We start from the raw sequence: 15252 nt of genomic DNA, 5'->3' as shown, positions 1-15252 counted from the left end.
AGGATTCAGCCCCGGCGGAGAATCAGGTAGAGGCTGCCGCCCCCGCCGTGACGGCGATGCGCGCCGCGCACCGCCGCGATCCGGTCGGCGTGGCGCGACACCGCCAGCCAGTCGTGGACCGCGGCGCGGATCTTGCCGCGCTTGACCGGCGGCTCGCCCGGTCGGGCATGGCCGGTGACCAGCAGGATCACCCGCTCGCCGCGCTCGATCGCGCGTTCGAGCGTCCGGTCGATCGCCTCCCACGCGCTGTCCAGCGAATGGCCGTGGAGGTCGAGCACCCGTTCGGGCTCGACGCTGCCGCTCTTAAGCCGCCGCTCCCAATGCCCGTCGAGCGTCGCGCCGCGATGGGTGGCGGGCGCGCGGACCGGCGGCGCGGGCGGGCGCGGCGGCGGGACCCGGCCCTTCGGCTTGGAAGAAACCGCCGGGAGCGGCGGCGGCGGGCTATCCGCCTTGGGGAACTCGACTAGCGGCTCGCGCGACAGCGGGCGGACGGTCGCGACGACCTTCGCCCACAGGTCGGCTTCTTCATTGCTGAGACGCCGCACGTGCTGCCGCGATCCGGGCGAGGGAGGGTTTGGGAAGCAGGATCAGCGCCTGCCCGCTCGCCGACATGCCGCCCGCGATCCGCTCGGCCTCGGCCCCGCCGCCCCAGAAGCTGTCGAACCGGTTGGCGCCCTTGATCGCCCCGCCGGTATCCTGCGCGATCCACAGGCCATAGGGCTCGGGCCGGTCGAGCGCGAGGAACAGGGGCGCCCCGAGGGGCACGAACTTCGGATCGGCGGCGACGCTGTCGAGCGGGGTCACCGGCACCTCGAGCGCGCCGAGCGGACCCGGCGTGTCGAGCGGCTTGAAGAAAACGTAGCTCAAATTCTCGCGCATCAGCGCGCGCCCCTCGGCCGGGTTGGCGCGCATCCACGCGATAATCGCGTCGCGGGTCACCGGCGGCTGGATCAGTCCGCGGTCCTTGAGCAGCTTGCCGATCGCGACATAGTCGCGCCCGTTCTGCCCGGCATAGCCGATCCGCCTCACGCTGCCGTCGGGCAGCAGCAGCGTCCCCGACCCCTGGATCTCGACGAAGAACAGGTCGATCGGGTCGGCCGCCCACGCGATCTCGAGCCCGCGATTGGCGAGCGCCCCGTCCTCGATCGCGGCGCGGTCGTAATAGAGGACGCATTGCCCGGTCTCGTCGATCCGGCCCTTGCCGGTCGTGCCGTCGGGCTTGGTGCAGCGGACGAGGTCGGTCGGCGGCCCGTAGATCGGGACCGAATAGCCCGGCTGCTGCGTCAGCGAGCCGCGGATCTCGGGCTCGTAATAGCCGGTGACGAACGCCTTGCCGTCGCCGACGCGGACCCAGGCGAAGGCGTTCTGGAAAAAAGCCGCCTCGCCCCCCGGCGCGACGCTCGCCGCCGCGGCGCACAGCGAGTCCCAGTCGCCCGGCTGGGTCAGCCCCGACGCGTCGGTCCGCCTGACCAGCTTGGGGCAGCTCCGCTTGAACGCGGTCAGCGCGCCCGCCGCGTCGGCGGGCTGGATCGCGACCGGCGAGGCGGGCGACACGCCCTTGCTAAGCGCATTCTCGGGCGCCGGCGGTGGCGCAACGACCACCGGCGGCGGCGGCGGAACGGTCGGGGGAAGCGGGGCCTGGGGCGCGGTCGAACAGCCGGCGACCAGCAGCGCCGCGGCCAGCCCACCCCCGCGAATCGAGCGGATCATTCCTCTTCGTCGGTTTCGACGAGCAGCCAGTTTGGATCGCGCGTTCCGAGCAGTCGGCGGAAGGTCCAGCGGTCGCGCGTCTGCACCGCGTCGCTGGTCGACCCGGCGATCACCTCGCCCGCGGCGTTGCGCGTCACCGCGGCGATGTCGGCGTCGAACCGAACCGTCACCAGCGCCTCGTCGCGCTCGACCTCGGCGGCGGCGATCACCGCCTGCTCGATCGCGACCAGCCGGTTGTCGAGCCGGTGCCCGTCGACCCCGCGCTGGCGGATCGCCGCCTCGAAGCTCTCGAACACGTGCGGGTCGAGATGCTCGCGCACCTTGTCGAGCTCGCCCGCCCAGAAGGCCTCGAGGATCATCCGGTAGGCCGACTTCGCCCCTTCAAGGAACCGCGCCACGTCGAAGCTGCTGTCGGCGGCGAGCAGCGCGCGCACCCCCGGCCCGGCAGTCGGCAGGAAGGCATAGTCGGCGCCGTCGACCGGCCCCGCCGGCCCCGCCGCGCTCGCCGGGACCCCGGCCGCGACCGGTTTCAGCCGCGCCTCGGGCTCGGCCGGCTTGACGATCGGTTGCTCGTGCCCGGTCCGTTCGCCGAGCACCGAATAGAGGCGCAGGCCGAGGAACAGGGCGATGAGCGCGAGGACGACGATGGTGGTCAACGGCGGACTTTCTGTGTCGAAGGGTCGATAGCTACATAATCCCCTTAACGCGCAGTTTCAAAGGGCGCTCCATCGCGCGTTCACGACGCCCCGCCGCCATTGCGCGCCAGTGCCGGCGCTGCTAGTCGCGGCGTCGATTTTGAGGGCAGGCGCCAACCGCCTCCCGCCGCCGCCGCAACCCGTTACAGCCAAAAGGAATTTCCATGTCCGATACCGATACCGCCCCGACCGAGGGCGCGATCGCCACCCCCGCCGCCAACGGCGCCGAGGACACGGATTCGATGCCGCAGGTCGGCGTCATCGTCCAGTTCATCAAGGACATGTCGGTCGAAAACCCCAATTCGCCCGCGGTCTACCAGTGGCAGGACCAGCCGCAGCTCGACGTCCAGTTCAACATCAACGTCAACCGCGTCAACGACGACATCCACGAAGTGGTGCTCAAGATCGCGGTCAAGGCGACCTCGCCGCAGGGCACGCTCTACGTCGTCGACCTCGCCTACGGCGGGCTGTTCGGGCTTCGCAACGTCCCCGAGGACGCGCTTCCGCCGTTCATGCTGATCGAGGCCCCGCGCCTGCTGTTCCCGTTCGCGCGCCAGATCGTCGCCGAACAGATCACCAACCTCGGCTTCCCCCCGCTGCTGCTCGAGCCGATCGATTTCGGCGCCGCCTACATGCAGCAGCTCGACGCGCAGGCGCAGGCCGCCGGAACCCAGCCCGGCAACGCCTGAGCGACATGGCCAAGCAGGGCGTGAACCTGGTCAAGGCCACCGGCACGATCGGTGGCCTGACCCTCGTCAGCCGCGTCGCCGGGTTCGCCCGCGAAATGCTGATGAGCCGCGTGATGGGCGCGAGCTGGCAGGCCGACGCCTTTTTCGTCGCCTTCCGCCTCCCCAACACCTTCCGCCGCCTGTTCGGCGAAGGCGCGTTCAGCGCGGGCTTCGTCCCGCTCTACGCACAGCGGCTCCACGGCCCCGGCGGCAACGAGGAAGCCCGCCACTTCTCCGAGGAAGTGCTCGCGGTCTTCCTCCCCACGCTGGTCCTGTTCACCGCGCTGTTCCAGGTCATCATGCCGCTGTTCGTCGAGGCGATCAGCGGCTACGTCGGCGACAAGCTGGCGCTCGCCACCTTCCTCACCCGCATCACCTTTCCCTACCTCGTCCTGATCAGCCTCGTCTCGCTGTTCAGCGGAATCCTCAACAGCCTCGCCCGCTTCACCGCCGCCGCCTTCGCGCCCGCGCTGCTCAATCTCGCGATGCTGACCGCGCTGATCGTCGACCGCCGCGGCGGCGAGGGCACCGCGACCACGCTGGCCATCGCCGTCACGCTCGGCGGCGTGCTCCAGATCGCGCTGCTCGTCGCCGCCTGCGCCAGGGCGGGGATCGTGCTCAAGTGGCGCAAGCCGACCATCACCCCCGGCGTCCGCCAGTTCGTCCGCGTCGTCGTCCCCGCCACGCTCGGCGCGGGCGTCTACCAGATCAGCGCTTTCATCGACACCTTCTTCCTGACCCGCATCGGCACCGGGGCGATGAGCTATTTCAACTATGCCGACCGGCTGAACCAGCTCCCCTTGGGCGTGATCGGCGCCGCGCTCGGCACCGCCATCCTGCCGCAGGTCAGCCGCCACGTCGGCGCGGGCGAGAATGTCGAGGCGGCTCGGGTCCAGGGCCAGGCGGCCGAGCTCGCCATGCTGCTCTGCCTCCCCGCCGCGCTCGCGCTCGCGGTCAGCGCCGGGCCGCTGGTGTTCGCACTGTTCCAGGGCGGCCATTTCACCGCCGAGGACGCGCGGCTCAGCGCCCTCACCCTCTCGATCATCGTCCTCGGTCTTCCCGCCTACGTCCTCGTCAAGGTGCTGACCCCGGGCTTCTACGCGCGGCAGGACACCGCCACCCCGGTCAAGACCGCGGCGTTCGTGCTGGCCGCCAACATCGTCCTCAACTTCGTGCTGATCCCGCCGTTCAAGATCGCCGGCCTCGCATCCGCGATCGCGATCTGCAGCTGGCTCAACTGCCTGATCCTCTACACCATCCTTCACCGCCGCGGCCATTTCCGGATCGAGCCGTGGCTCGCCAGCCGCGTGCTTCGCCAGCTCGCGGCCGCCGCGGCGATGGTCGCCGCATTGTTCGCGATCAAATATGCGCTGGCGGGCTGGTTCGACGGCTCGGTCGGCCACCGCATGGCGGGCGTCGTCGCGCTCGTCGGCGGCGGCATGGCGGTCTATTTCCCGCTGGTCCTCCTCGTCGGCGGCACCGACACCAGCGAACTGAAGGCGCTCCTCTCGCGCCGCAAGCGCGCGAAGAAGCTCGAAGAAGGTCCGACGGACCCGGGAGCGGCGGAATGACCGACAAGCCGATGCGCGTCCTGTCGGGCATCCAGCCGACCGGCGACCTCCACCTCGGCAACCTGCTCGGCGCGATCCTTCGCTGGGTGCGGATGCAGGAAGAGGCGAAGCCCGGCGAGGAGCTGCTGTTCTTCCTCGCCGACCTCCACTCGCTCTCCGACCATATCGAGCCGGCCCGCCGCCTCGCCAACCGGCGCGAGATGGCCGCCGCGCTGGTCGCCAGCGGGATCGACCCGGCGCGCTCGATCCTGTTCGCCCAGTCCGACGTCCCCGCCCATGCCGAGCTGTGCTGGCTGCTCAACGGCACCGCGCGGATGGGCTGGCTCAACCGCATGACCCAGTGGAAGGACAAGGCGGGCAAGAACCGCGAGTCCGCCTCGGTCGCGCTGTTCGACTATCCGGTGCTCCAGGCCGCCGACATCCTGCTCTACCAGGCGACCCACGTGCCGGTCGGCGAGGACCAGAAGCAGCATATCGAGCTGACCCGCGACATCGCGATCAAGTTCAACAATGATTACGACACCGAGCTGTTTGTCGTGCCCGAGCCGTTCGTCGGCGCGGGCACCGCCGCACGGGTGATGAGCCTTCGCGACGGCAGCGCCAAGATGAGCAAGTCCGACCCCTCGGACATGAGCCGGATCAACCTCACCGACGACGACGAGACGATCGCGCAGAAGATCCGCAAGGCCAGGACCGACCCCGAGCCGCTTCCCGCCGACCCCGCGCTGCTGGCGACCCGGCCCGAGGCGAAAAACCTCGTCGGGCTGATGGCCACCGCCACCGGCGACAGCGAAACCGCCGTCCTCGCCCACTTCGAAGGCCAGGGCTTCGGCGCGTTCAAGCCCGCACTCGCCGACGCGCTGATCGCCCTCATCGCTCCCCTGCGAACCCGCCTGACCGAGCTTCGTACCGACACCGGCGAACTCGACCGCCTCCTCGCCACCGGCGCCGCCCGCGCGAGGGCGATCGGCGAGCCGGTCCTCGAACAGGCCTACCGCGCGGTCGGCCTGCGGTAGGACGTTCGCCTTCGACCCATTGCGGGCTCGAGAAATCGTTGCGAAGCTGCGCGCATGACTCGAAATGTCATGACTTGTATTCTTCTGGTTGCGACCGTGATCTCATCGTGCGCGCGCCCTGTCCGAGTCACACTCTCTAAAGGAGCGGACTACAGCGGCCTCTGGGCCGAAAACGCATACTCTAACACTGGCGAAACTCGGTGGGCTGCAATTGATGCCAGCTTTCCCGCAAGTGTCGCGCGATCGATCCGAAGGTGGCAACTAAGCAACGTCACCTTGCACTTCCAGCGCTGCAACGACGTCAAAGATGCCTACCCAGCGTCGGCTAGCTTCAACGGGCGGATTTTCAACTTTGAATCCCTGGAGGAGCCCCTTCCGTCGTCAGTCAAGCTGACATTTTATCTTCCAGACCATGTTCAGCAGCGTGAACACTACGACTGCGCTGTCTTTGATGCTCGAGGATACTCGCCCTTGACTCTCCGCAGTCAAACGCTTCATTTGCCTGACCTAGCCTTTGTCGGCGAAAGCTTGCGGCCACTCCAGTGATTGGCGGCTGTCCACCACGGCCGACCGTCCGCTTTTCCGCTGTCCTACAACCCCCGATCCATAAGACAGTGCGAACGGCGGCTCATGTCCGATAGAATTCGCCTTGTCCGGACCGGCGTCCGCCACGGCCTTCCCGCCGATATCGACCCCGCCGCCCCTTGCTTAAGGTCACGAAAAAGTCCGGGGTAACGCTGGCTTTTGCGACCTTAAGCTCAGCCCTCGAGCTGGCGGGTCAGCAGGCGGATGTCGGCGTCGAGTTCGCTGTCGGCGGCGCGCAGTCGCTCGATCTGCTTGACCGCGTGGATCACCGTGGTGTGGTCGCGCCCGCCGAACCGGCGGCCGATGTCGGGCAGCGACTTGGGGGTCAGCTGCTTCGACAGGTACATCGCCACCTGCCGCGGCCGCGCCACTTCGCGCGCCCGGCGGGCGGAGGTCATCTCGGCCTTGCGGATGTTGTAATGCTCGGCGACCTGCTTCTGGATCTCGTCGATCGTGATCCGCCGCTGGTTGGCGCGAAGCACGTTGGCCAGCACTTCCTCGACGAAGGCGACGTCGATCGTCCGCCCGGTCATCATCGCATAAGCGGCGATGCGGTTGAGCGCGCCCTCAAGTTCGCGGATCGAGTTGGTCAGCCGGCGCGCGAGGAACTCGACCACCCCGCGCGGCATCTCGACCCCCGGCAGCGCGGCCAGCTTGGCCTCGAGGATGTTGAGCCGAAGCTCGTACTCGGCCGGGTTGATGTCGGCCACCAGCCCCCACGACAGCCGCGAGAGGATCCGCGGCGCGATCCCGTCGAGGTCCTGCGGCGCGCGGTCCGAGGTGATCACCAGCCGCCGCCCGGCGGTGATGATCTCGTTCATCGTGTGGAAGAATTCCTCCTGCGTCGAATCCTTGCCGGCGATGAACTGCACGTCGTCGATCAGCAGTAGGTCGGCGCTGCGCAACCGGCTCTTGAAGCCGATCGTGTCGTTTTCCTTCAGCGCGCGGATGAATTCGACCATGAACTTCTCGGCCGACATCGACACGACCTTGGCCGACGGCCGCTTGTCGAGGAACGCCTGGCCGATCGCGTGGAGCAGGTGGGTCTTCCCGCGCCCGGTGCCGCCGTGGATGAACAGCGGGTTGAACGCCACCGTGTCCGACCCCGCGAGGGTTCGCGCGGCGGTCGCCGCGACCTCGTTCGCCTTGCCGACGACGAAGCTTTCGAACCGGTAGCGCGGGTCGAAATTGGGCCGGTTGGGATCGGGCGTCGCGGCCGGCGCGGGCGGGATCTGCTCGAGGATCAGCAGCGGCGCGGGGCGCGGCCCGTCGGGCGCGGCGGCGAGCCGGACCGAGCGTACCAGCGGCAAGGTCGTACGCCACGCCAGCGTCAGCCGGTCGCCGAAGTTCGAGCGCACCCAGTCGGCCATGAACTGGCTCGGCAGGATCAGCTCGAGCTCGCCCGACTCGCCGTCGAACGCGCCGAGCTCGGCGGGCTTGAGCCAGCCGTCGAAAGTCCGCGCCCCGCAATCGCGGCGAAGCCCGGCGCGAATCGATTCCCACGCGGCGTCGAGCGGGCTCGCATGACCGGCGTCGCCCCGGGTCGGGGTCTGGCGCGACATGTCTTCACGGCCCTGCACTGACGCGCCTCTCCCGAAAGTTGGTGTTCGCAAGGCAAAGCTCACCCGACCGCGACGATCGGATCGCCCCGGACGAAGCCGCTATTTGACTTGCCCCCCGACGCGGATTCGCGACCGGAAGGAGGCGTTTTGAAAGCAGGAGGGGGGCGATTCAAGGCGAAATTTTTCGCGAAAGTGAAATAAACGGGCTTGACAGCCCCCGCCCCTCTTAAGGCCGATTTAATGGCGGAAACGCGCCATTTTCTAGGTTAACCGGACGAGACCGGAATCGCGAATCGCCGGATTCGCTCGACTTTTTTAAGTCATCGAATCGAAACGGGCCGCCGGTTGTCCCGACGGCCCGTTTCAGCGCGGGACTGAAGCCCGGAAAATTAGAGCGCGGCGACCCGCTTCGACAGGCGCGACATCTTCCGCGAGACGGTGTTCTTGTGCATCACGCCGCGCGCCACGCCGCGAGCGAGTTCGGGCTGGGCGGCCTTGAGCGCCTTGGCGGCATCGTCCTTCTTGCCCGACGCGATCGCCGATTCGACCGCCTTCAGGAAGGTGCGGATGCGGCTGACCCGGACGCCGTTGATCTCGGTGCGAACGGCGTTGCGACGGATGCGCTTCTTGGCTTGCGGCGTGTTCGCCATGGATCGTCCTCGTAAAGTCTAAAAGTGTAAGGTCTGGTCTGTCTAACAAGACAAGCGGCGCGCACCCGTCGGGCGGCGCCGGCTTGGCGGCTCCCTAGCGAAACCGTCGATTCGCGTCAACCAACGCGGCTAGCGCTGGCAGCGCGGGCAGTAAAAGGTCGAGCGCCCGCCCTGGACGATCCGGACCACCGCGCCCCCGCATCCGCCCCGGCACGGCTCGCCCTCGCGCCCGTAGACGTCGAAGCTCTTCGAAAAATAGCCGAGCTCGCCGTCGGGGGCGGCGAAGTCGCGAAGGGTCGAGCCGCCCGCGCGGATCGCGTCCTCGAGCACCGCGGGGATCGCCGCGGCGAGCGCGTCGAGCTTCGGGCGACCCACCTTCCCCGCCGCCTTGCGCGGGTCGATCCGCGCGCGGAACAGCGCCTCGCACACGTAGATGTTGCCCAGCCCTGCCACGAGCCGCTGGTCGAGCAGGAGCAGTTTGACCGCCGCGCTCCGCCCCTCGAACCGCTTCCGGAGCCACAGGCCGGTGATCGCGCCGCCGAGCGGCTCGGGCCCGAGCCCGGCAAAACCGGGCCAGTCCGCCACCGCGCCGGTCTCGACCAGGTCGACCGAGCCGAACCGGCGCGGGTCGTTGAGCGCGAGCCGGCGGCCATCGTCGGTCGCGAGCAGGAGGTGATCGTGCTTGTCGAGCTCGGCCGGGTCGATCCGCCAGCGCCCCGACATGCCGAGGTGGAAGATCATCGTGTCGCCGCGATCGGTATCGACCAGCCCATATTTGGCGCGGCGGCCGAGCGCGACCACCCGTGCGCCGGTCAGCCGCTGGCCGAGGTCGCGCGGGAACGGCCGGCGAAGGTCGCCGCGCCGGGTCTCGACCCGGTCGAGCCGGCGCCCGAGCAGCACGCGTTCGAGGCCGCGGACGGTGGTTTCGACTTCGGGAAGTTCGGGCATCGCCGCGGTCTATGGCGCGCGCGGGTGAAGACCGCTAGAGCCGCCGCCATGCAGGACAAGGTCAATTTCGGCGACCAGCTGGTCACGCCCGAGGAAAAGACGCGGCGCGTGGGCGGGGTCTTCTCCTCGGTCGCCAAGCGCTACGACGTGATGAACGACCTGATGAGCGGCGGGCTTCACCGGCTGTGGAAGGACAGGTTCGTCGCGCGGGTGAAGCCGCGAGCGGGCGACCGGATCCTCGACATGGCGGGCGGCACCGGCGACATCGCCTTCCGCATGGCGCGCAAGGGCGCGCTGGTGACGGTCAGCGACATCAACCCCGACATGCTCGGCGTCGGGATGGAGCGCGCCACGGCGAAGCGGATCGAGGGGCTGACCTGGCAGGTCGAAAATGCCGAGACGCTGAGCTTCGACGACGCGACGTTCGACGCCTACACCATCGCCTTCGGAATCCGGAACGTGACCGACATCCCCGCCGCGCTGCGCGAGGCGCACCGCGTGCTGAAGCGCGGCGGGCGTTTCTTCTGCCTCGAATTCTCGACCAGCGAGTGGCCCGGCTTCGGCGAGGCCTACGACCTCTATTCGGACAAGGTCATCCCCAAGGTCGGCAAGGCGGTCGCGGGCGACGAGGAAAGCTATCGCTACCTCGTCGAATCGATCCGCCGCTTTCCGAAAATGCCCGCGTTCCGGGCGATGATCGAGCAGGCCGGGTTCGTCCGCGCCGATTACGAGCCGATCCTCGGCGGGCTGGTCGCGATCCATTCGGGGTGGAAGATCTAACCCTTGGCGCGCGCACCGACCCATCTCTGGCGGCTCCTGAAATGGGGCCGGACGCTGGCGCGGCACGGGGCGCTTCGCGGGATCGAGAACGACCCGCTGACCCCGCCCAACGTCCGCCGTCTGTGCCGGATCGCGCGATTCGGGACTCGCCAGCCGGCGACTCCCGACTATGCCGCCGCGCTCCAGGAAATCGGGCCGGCGGCGATCAAGCTCGGCCAGGCGCTCGCCACGCGGCCCGACTTGGTCGGCGAGGCGGCGGCGCTCAACCTCGTCCAGTTGCAGGACTCGCTTCCTCCCGCCCCGTTCGCGGCGATCAAGGCCGAGATCGAGCGCGCGCTCGAAGCCCCGCTCGAGACGCTCTACGCGCGGTTCGACGAAGTGCCGGTCGGCGCGGCCTCGATCGCGCAGGTCCACCGCGCGGTCACCCCCGAGGGCAAGGACGTCGCGGTCAAGGTGCTCCGCCCGGGAATCGAGGAGGAGTTCGCCCGCGCGCTCGAGACCTATGAATGGGCGGCGGCGCATGTCGAACTGCTCGGCGGCGAGCTCGAGCGGCTTCGCCCGCGGCTGGTCATCGCCCACTTCAAGCAGTGGACCCGGCGCGAACTCGACCTCCAGCGCGAGGCGGCCTCGGCGTCCGAGCTCAAGGAGAACATGGTCGCCGAGCCGGGCTTTTACGTTCCCGAGATCGACTGGCGGCGAAGCGCGCGGCGGGTGATGACGCTCGAGTGGCTCGACGGGATCAAGCTGTCGAAGCGCGACGAGCTGGTCGCGGCGGGGCATGAGCCCAAGGCGCTCGCGGCGATCCTGGTGCGTGCCTTCCTGCGGCAGGCGGTAGTCGACGGCTATTTCCACGCCGACCTTCACCAGGGCAACCTGTTCGCGCTGCCCGACGGGCGGATCGCGGCGATCGACTTCGGAATCATGGGGCGGATCAACCGCAAGGCGCGGCTGTGGCTGGCGGAAATCCTCTACGGGCTGATTACCGGCAACTACCGCCGCGTCGCCGAGATTCACTTCGAGGCGCAGTACGTTCCGTCCTATCACAATATCGACGAGTTCGCGACCGCGCTGCGTGCAGTGGGCGAGCCGATCCGCGGGCTTCCGGTCAAGCAGATCAGCGTCGGGCGGATGCTCGAGGGGCTGTTCTCGATCACCCGCGACTTCGACATGCAGACCCAGCCGCACCTGCTGCTGCTGCAGAAGACGATGGTGATGGAGGAAGGGGTCGCGACCGCGCTCGACCCCGACATCAACATGTGGGAGGCGGCCGAGCCGTTCCTCAAGGAATGGATCCGCTCCGAGCTCGGCCCTGAGGCCTATGCCGCCGACCGGATCGTCGAACTCGTCCGCACGCTGAAGAAACTGCCCGCGCTGATCGACCGCCTCGACGAGCATTACCCGCCGCGCGGGGCGGCGCCGCCCCCGCCCCCGATCGCCGACGTCGCGATCGTCCGTCCGCGCCCATGGCTCGGGCTGGTCGCGGTGGCTGTGGTCGCGGCGGTGCTGGGCGCGGCGGCGATGGCGCTGCTGCATTGATCGACCTGGGGCCGCCGAGCCGGTTGGCGGGCGCGAGCCGGCCCGCGGCGTTGGGGCTGGTCGCCGCGATCGCCGCGCTGCTGCTGGTCGCGCTGTGGCCGAGCGCGACGCCGCCGGCCGCGCCCAAGCTGCGGACCAAGGCCAGCCAGCAGAGCGACCTCGCGCTCTATCGCACGATCATCGCGCGGATGCGGGCGGGCGAAGGCTATTATCCGGCGGCGGCGGACGAGCTTCGCCGCGACGGCTACCCGTTGAAGCCGGTGTTCACCGTCCGCCTGCCGACGCTTGCGACGCTTTACGCGCGGCTCGGCGAGCCGATGATGATCGCGATCGAGGCGCTCGTCGCGCTTGCCGCGCTGCTCGTCTGGTGGCGGCGGCTCGAGCCGTGGCCGCTTTGGCTCAAGGCGTTCGGCGTGGTATTGTTCGCGGGCGGAACCGGGGGGCTGGTCGAGCCGGTCACCGGGCTGTTCCATGAAAGCTGGGCGGCGCTGCTGATGGCGCTCGCGCTCGGGCTGTGGCGGCCGCGGCGGGCGTGGCCCGCGATCCTGATCGCCGGGGCGGCGCTGATGATCCGCGAGACGGTCCTTCCGTTCGTGCTGATGATGAGCCTCCTTGCCGCGGTAGAGAAGCGCTGGCGCGAAGCCGCCGGCTGGCTGGTCCCGGTGGCACTGTTCGCGCTCTACCTCGGCTGGCACGCGGGCCAGGTCGCGGCGGTGGTCCGGCCGGGCGACCCCGCCTCGCCGGGCTGGCAGGCGCTGCTCGGGCTCAGGTTCGCGCTGCGTGCCCTAGGCTCGGTCAATGCCCTGATCCTCGCGCCCTATGCGGTGGCAGCGGTCGTGCTCCTGCTGTCGATTGTCGGTTGGTGCTCGCTCGACCGGCCATGGGGGCTGCGCGCCGCGGGGCTGCTGGTCGGCTACACCGCGATGGTCGGGCTGTTCGCGCGCGCCGACACCTTTTACTGGGCGCTGCTGGCGGCGCCGCTGTCGCTGGTCGGCGTAACCTTCGTCCCTGCCGCGGTGCGCGACCTTGCGCGGGCGCTGCGCCCCGTGGCAGTCAGCCCGGCATGAGCCGCATCCTGCTGATCGTCGGCGGCGGAATCGCCGCGTACAAGGCGGCCGAGCTGATCCGCCACGCGCGCCGCGCCGGTCATCCGGTCACCCCGGTGCTGACCGCCGGAGGCGCGCATTTCGTCACCCCGATGAGCCTCGCCGCGCTGGCCGAGAGCCCGGTCTACACCTCGCTGTGGGACCTCAAGGACGAGAGCGAGATGGGGCATATCCAGCTCTCGCGCGCCGCCGACCTCGTCCTCGTCTGCCCGGCGACCGCGGACCTCCTCGCCAAGATGGCGGCGGGGATCGCCGACGACCTCGCGACCACGCTGCTGCTGGCGACCGACAAGCCGGTGGTGGTCGCCCCGGCGATGAACGTCAGGATGTGGCTTCACGCCGCGACCCAGGCGAACGTCGCGACGCTGCGCGCCCGCGGGGTCACCGTGCTCGGCCCCGACGAGGGCGACATGGCGTGCGGCGAACACGGGCCGGGGCGGCTGCCCGAGCCCGACGACATCCTGCGCCGGATCGCGCCGATGCTCGAGCCGGACGCGGCGATATCGCCGGTCGAGGCGCAGCCGCTTGCGGGGCGGCACGTCCTCGTCACCGCCGGTCCGACCCATGAGCCGATCGACCCGGTGCGGGTGATCGCCAACCGCTCGTCGGGCAAGCAGGGCTTCGCCATCGCCGCCGCCGCCGCGCGCGCCGGGGCGCGGGTGACGCTGGTCGCCGGGCCGGTCGCGCTGCCGACTCCCGGCGGGGTGGCGCGGATCGATGTCGAGACCGCGCAGCAGATGGCCGACGCGGTGCTTGCCGCGCTCCCTGCCGATGTCGCGATCCTCGTCGCCGCGGTCGCCGACTGGCGGATCGCCAACCCCGCCGCGACCAAGATGAAGAAGGGCGGTGGTCCGCCGACGCTCGCTTTCGCGCCCAACCCCGACATCCTCGCGACTCTCGCCGAGCGCCCCGACCGCCCGCGCCTGCTGGTCGGCTTCGCCGCCGAGACCGACGATGTCGTCGCCAACGCCACCGCCAAGCGCGCCGCCAAAAAGGCCGACTGGATCGTCGCCAACGACGTGTCCGGTGACGTCATGGGCGGCACCGACAACCGCGTCCACCTGGTCAGCGCCGCGGGGGTCGAGGACTGGCCCGAGGCGAGCAAGGACGCGGTCGCGGCCCAATTGATCGAGCGCATCGCCAAGGAAATCGCATGACCATCACCATCGAGATCAGCCGGCTCCCCCACGGCGAGGGCCTTCCCCTGCCCGCCTACGCCACCCCCGGCGCGGCGGGGATGGACGTGGTCGCGGCCGAGGACCTCGACCTGATGCCCGGCCAGCGGCACGCGGTCGCGACCGGGTTCCGGTTGGCGATTCCCGACGGCTACGAGATCCAGGTCCGCCCGCGTTCGGGGCTTGCGCTCAAGCATGGGGTGAGCTGCCCCAACACCCCCGGCACGATCGACAGCGATTATCGCGGCGAGCTCAAGATCATCATGATCAACCACGGCAGCGAGCCCTTCCCGGTCCGCCGCGGCGAGCGGATCGCGCAGCTGGTGCCCGCGGCGGTGACGCAAGCGAGCTGGGCCGAGGTCGCCGATCTGTCCGACACGGCGCGCGGCCACGGCGGGTTCGGCAGCACCGGGCGATGAGCCTCACCGACGACGAGCTCGACCGCTACGCGCGGCAGCTCGTCCTGCCCCAGTTCGGCGGGCTCGGGCAGCAGCGGCTTAAGGCGGCGCGGGTCGCGGTGATCGGCGCGGGCGGGATCGGCTCGGCGGTGATCCCGGCGCTGGCGGGCGCGGGAATCGGGCATCTCACCATCGTCGACGGCGAGCGGGTCGAACTGTCGAACCTCCACCGCCAGCCGCTCTACCAGACCGCCGAGGTCGGGATGGGCAAGGCGCTGCTGGCGAGCAACCACGTCCGCGCGCGCAACCCGCACGTCGGCGTCGCGACGGTGAGCGAGCGGGTCGCGCCCGCCAACGCCGCCGATCTGCTCGGCGGGCACGAGCTGGTGATCGACGGCACCGACAATTTCGCGACCCGGCTGCTGGTCGCCGACACCTGCCTGTCGCTCGGCATCCCGCTGCTGTCGGCGGCGGCGGCGCAATATCACGGGCAGGTCGGGCTGTGGCGCGGGCGACCCTGCTATCGCTGCTTCGTCGGCGACGCGTTCGACGCAGACGATTGCGACAATTGTGCCGAGCTAGGGGTGATCGGCGCGCTGACCGCGAGCGTCGGGGCATTCGCCGCGCTGCTGGCGATCAACGGACTCGCCGGGATCGGCGACGACCCGGCAAGAACGCTCCACCTGTTCGACGGCGCGGCGCTCGAATGGCGCCGCATACGTATTCCGGCCGACCCCGAGTGCCGAAGCTGTGGAAATATGCGCGGCGATGGGGTGGACTGACCCTCGAGGG

15 protein-coding genes are annotated in these 15252 nt (G+C 69.7%); 9 read left to right on the top strand and 6 right to left on the bottom strand.

What is annotated here, in order from left to right; all coding sequences use genetic code 11:
• Nucleotides 1-5: 5 nt before the first annotated feature.
• From ABDK56_RS00685 to ABDK56_RS00675, 3 genes are read right to left on the bottom strand one after another with little or no spacing between them, the layout of a single operon-like run.
• Nucleotides 6-545, bottom strand: coding sequence for a Smr/MutS family protein (locus tag ABDK56_RS00685; RefSeq protein ID WP_349806152.1), 540 nt, complete (start codon nt 543-545; stop codon nt 6-8).
• On the bottom strand, nt 526-1710 hold the full coding sequence (gene mltA, locus ABDK56_RS00680) for a murein transglycosylase A (RefSeq protein ID WP_349806151.1): 1185 nt from the start codon (nt 1708-1710) through the stop codon (nt 526-528). The genes ABDK56_RS00685 and mltA overlap by 20 nt, the downstream gene beginning before the upstream one ends.
• Nucleotides 1707-2366: a Tim44/TimA family putative adaptor protein gene (locus ABDK56_RS00675; RefSeq protein WP_349806150.1), complete on the bottom strand. Its 660-nt coding sequence runs from the start codon at nt 2364-2366 to the stop codon at nt 1707-1709. The genes mltA and ABDK56_RS00675 overlap by 4 nt, the downstream gene beginning before the upstream one ends.
• A gap of 203 nt (nt 2367-2569) precedes the next feature.
• Between ABDK56_RS00675 and secB the strand changes: the two genes are divergently transcribed.
• From secB to trpS, 3 genes are read left to right on the top strand one after another with little or no spacing between them, the layout of a single operon-like run.
• A complete protein-coding gene (gene secB / locus ABDK56_RS00670) occupies nt 2570-3094 on the top strand; it encodes a protein-export chaperone SecB (RefSeq protein WP_349806149.1) in 525 nt (174 codons plus the stop codon).
• Nucleotides 3095-3099: 5 nt separating this feature from the next.
• Nucleotides 3100-4704 (top strand): murein biosynthesis integral membrane protein MurJ, encoded by a 1605-nt coding sequence (gene murJ / locus ABDK56_RS00665; RefSeq protein ID WP_349806148.1) that lies wholly within the window; start codon nt 3100-3102, stop codon nt 4702-4704.
• An 11-nt stretch (nt 4705-4715) separates the two neighbouring features.
• Nucleotides 4716-5720 (top strand): tryptophan--tRNA ligase, encoded by a 1005-nt coding sequence (gene trpS, locus ABDK56_RS00660; RefSeq protein ID WP_349806792.1) that lies wholly within the window; start codon nt 4716-4718, stop codon nt 5718-5720.
• 758 nt (nt 5721-6478) lie between these two features.
• On the opposite strand, the gene dnaA is transcribed toward trpS, so the two are convergent.
• The 3 genes from dnaA to mutM form a co-directional block, all read right to left on the bottom strand.
• Entirely contained in the window at nt 6479-7867 is a 1389-nt protein-coding gene (gene dnaA, locus ABDK56_RS00655; protein WP_349806147.1) for a chromosomal replication initiator protein DnaA, read from the bottom strand.
• A gap of 389 nt (nt 7868-8256) precedes the next feature.
• Nucleotides 8257-8517, bottom strand: a complete 261-nt coding sequence (rpsT, locus tag ABDK56_RS00650) for a 30S ribosomal protein S20 (protein ID WP_349806146.1) — start codon at nt 8515-8517, stop codon at nt 8257-8259.
• 129 nt (nt 8518-8646) lie between these two features.
• On the bottom strand, nt 8647-9465 hold the full coding sequence (gene mutM, locus ABDK56_RS00645) for a bifunctional DNA-formamidopyrimidine glycosylase/DNA-(apurinic or apyrimidinic site) lyase (protein ID WP_349806145.1): 819 nt from the start codon (nt 9463-9465) through the stop codon (nt 8647-8649).
• Nucleotides 9466-9513: 48 nt separating this feature from the next.
• On the opposite strand from mutM, the gene ABDK56_RS00640 reads away from it, so the two are divergent.
• From ABDK56_RS00640 to ABDK56_RS00615, 6 genes are read left to right on the top strand one after another with little or no spacing between them, the layout of a single operon-like run.
• Nucleotides 9514-10245, top strand: a complete 732-nt coding sequence (locus tag ABDK56_RS00640; protein WP_349806791.1) for a class I SAM-dependent methyltransferase — start codon at nt 9514-9516, stop codon at nt 10243-10245.
• A 3-nt stretch (nt 10246-10248) separates the two neighbouring features.
• Nucleotides 10249-11781 (top strand): 2-polyprenylphenol 6-hydroxylase, encoded by a 1533-nt coding sequence (gene ubiB, locus ABDK56_RS00635; protein ID WP_349806144.1) that lies wholly within the window; start codon nt 10249-10251, stop codon nt 11779-11781.
• Nucleotides 11778-12848: a hypothetical protein gene (locus tag ABDK56_RS00630; protein WP_349806143.1), complete on the top strand. Its 1071-nt coding sequence runs from the start codon at nt 11778-11780 to the stop codon at nt 12846-12848. Before ubiB ends, ABDK56_RS00630 begins: the two co-directional genes overlap by 4 nt.
• Nucleotides 12845-14044, top strand: coding sequence for a bifunctional phosphopantothenoylcysteine decarboxylase/phosphopantothenate--cysteine ligase CoaBC (gene coaBC, locus ABDK56_RS00625; RefSeq protein ID WP_349806142.1), 1200 nt, complete (start codon nt 12845-12847; stop codon nt 14042-14044). Before ABDK56_RS00630 ends, coaBC begins: the two co-directional genes overlap by 4 nt.
• Entirely contained in the window at nt 14041-14481 is a 441-nt protein-coding gene (dut, locus tag ABDK56_RS00620; RefSeq protein WP_349806141.1) for a dUTP diphosphatase, read from the top strand. The genes coaBC and dut overlap by 4 nt, the downstream gene beginning before the upstream one ends.
• Nucleotides 14478-15242, top strand: a complete 765-nt coding sequence (locus ABDK56_RS00615) for a HesA/MoeB/ThiF family protein (protein WP_349806140.1) — start codon at nt 14478-14480, stop codon at nt 15240-15242. Before dut ends, ABDK56_RS00615 begins: the two co-directional genes overlap by 4 nt.
• The last annotated feature ends 10 nt before the right edge of the window (nt 15243-15252 follow it).

Source organism: Sphingomonas sp. ASV193, from assembly GCF_040203355.1.
GTDB lineage: Bacteria > Pseudomonadota > Alphaproteobacteria > Sphingomonadales > Sphingomonadaceae > Sphingomicrobium.
This window is presented reverse-complemented; position numbering and strand designations above follow the sequence as displayed.

Excerpts from the sequence above, each read along its gene's own strand:
- mltA (WP_349806151.1), bottom strand. The coding sequence starts at position 1,710 with ATGATCCGCTCGATTCGCGGGGGTGGGCTGGCCGCGGCGCTGCTGGTC.
- secB (WP_349806149.1), top strand. The coding sequence starts at position 2,570 with ATGTCCGATACCGATACCGCCCCGACCGAGGGCGCGATCGCCACCCCC.
- murJ (WP_349806148.1), top strand. The coding sequence starts at position 3,100 with ATGGCCAAGCAGGGCGTGAACCTGGTCAAGGCCACCGGCACGATCGGT.
- trpS (WP_349806792.1), top strand. The coding sequence starts at position 4,716 with ATGCGCGTCCTGTCGGGCATCCAGCCGACCGGCGACCTCCACCTCGGC.
- dnaA (WP_349806147.1), bottom strand. The coding sequence starts at position 7,867 with ATGTCGCGCCAGACCCCGACCCGGGGCGACGCCGGTCATGCGAGCCCG.
- rpsT (WP_349806146.1), bottom strand. The coding sequence starts at position 8,517 with ATGGCGAACACGCCGCAAGCCAAGAAGCGCATCCGTCGCAACGCCGTT.
- mutM (WP_349806145.1), bottom strand. The coding sequence starts at position 9,465 with ATGCCCGAACTTCCCGAAGTCGAAACCACCGTCCGCGGCCTCGAACGC.
- ABDK56_RS00640 (WP_349806791.1), top strand. The coding sequence starts at position 9,514 with ATGCAGGACAAGGTCAATTTCGGCGACCAGCTGGTCACGCCCGAGGAA.
- coaBC (WP_349806142.1), top strand. The coding sequence starts at position 12,845 with ATGAGCCGCATCCTGCTGATCGTCGGCGGCGGAATCGCCGCGTACAAG.
- dut (WP_349806141.1), top strand. The coding sequence starts at position 14,041 with ATGACCATCACCATCGAGATCAGCCGGCTCCCCCACGGCGAGGGCCTT.
- ABDK56_RS00615 (WP_349806140.1), top strand. The coding sequence starts at position 14,478 with ATGAGCCTCACCGACGACGAGCTCGACCGCTACGCGCGGCAGCTCGTC.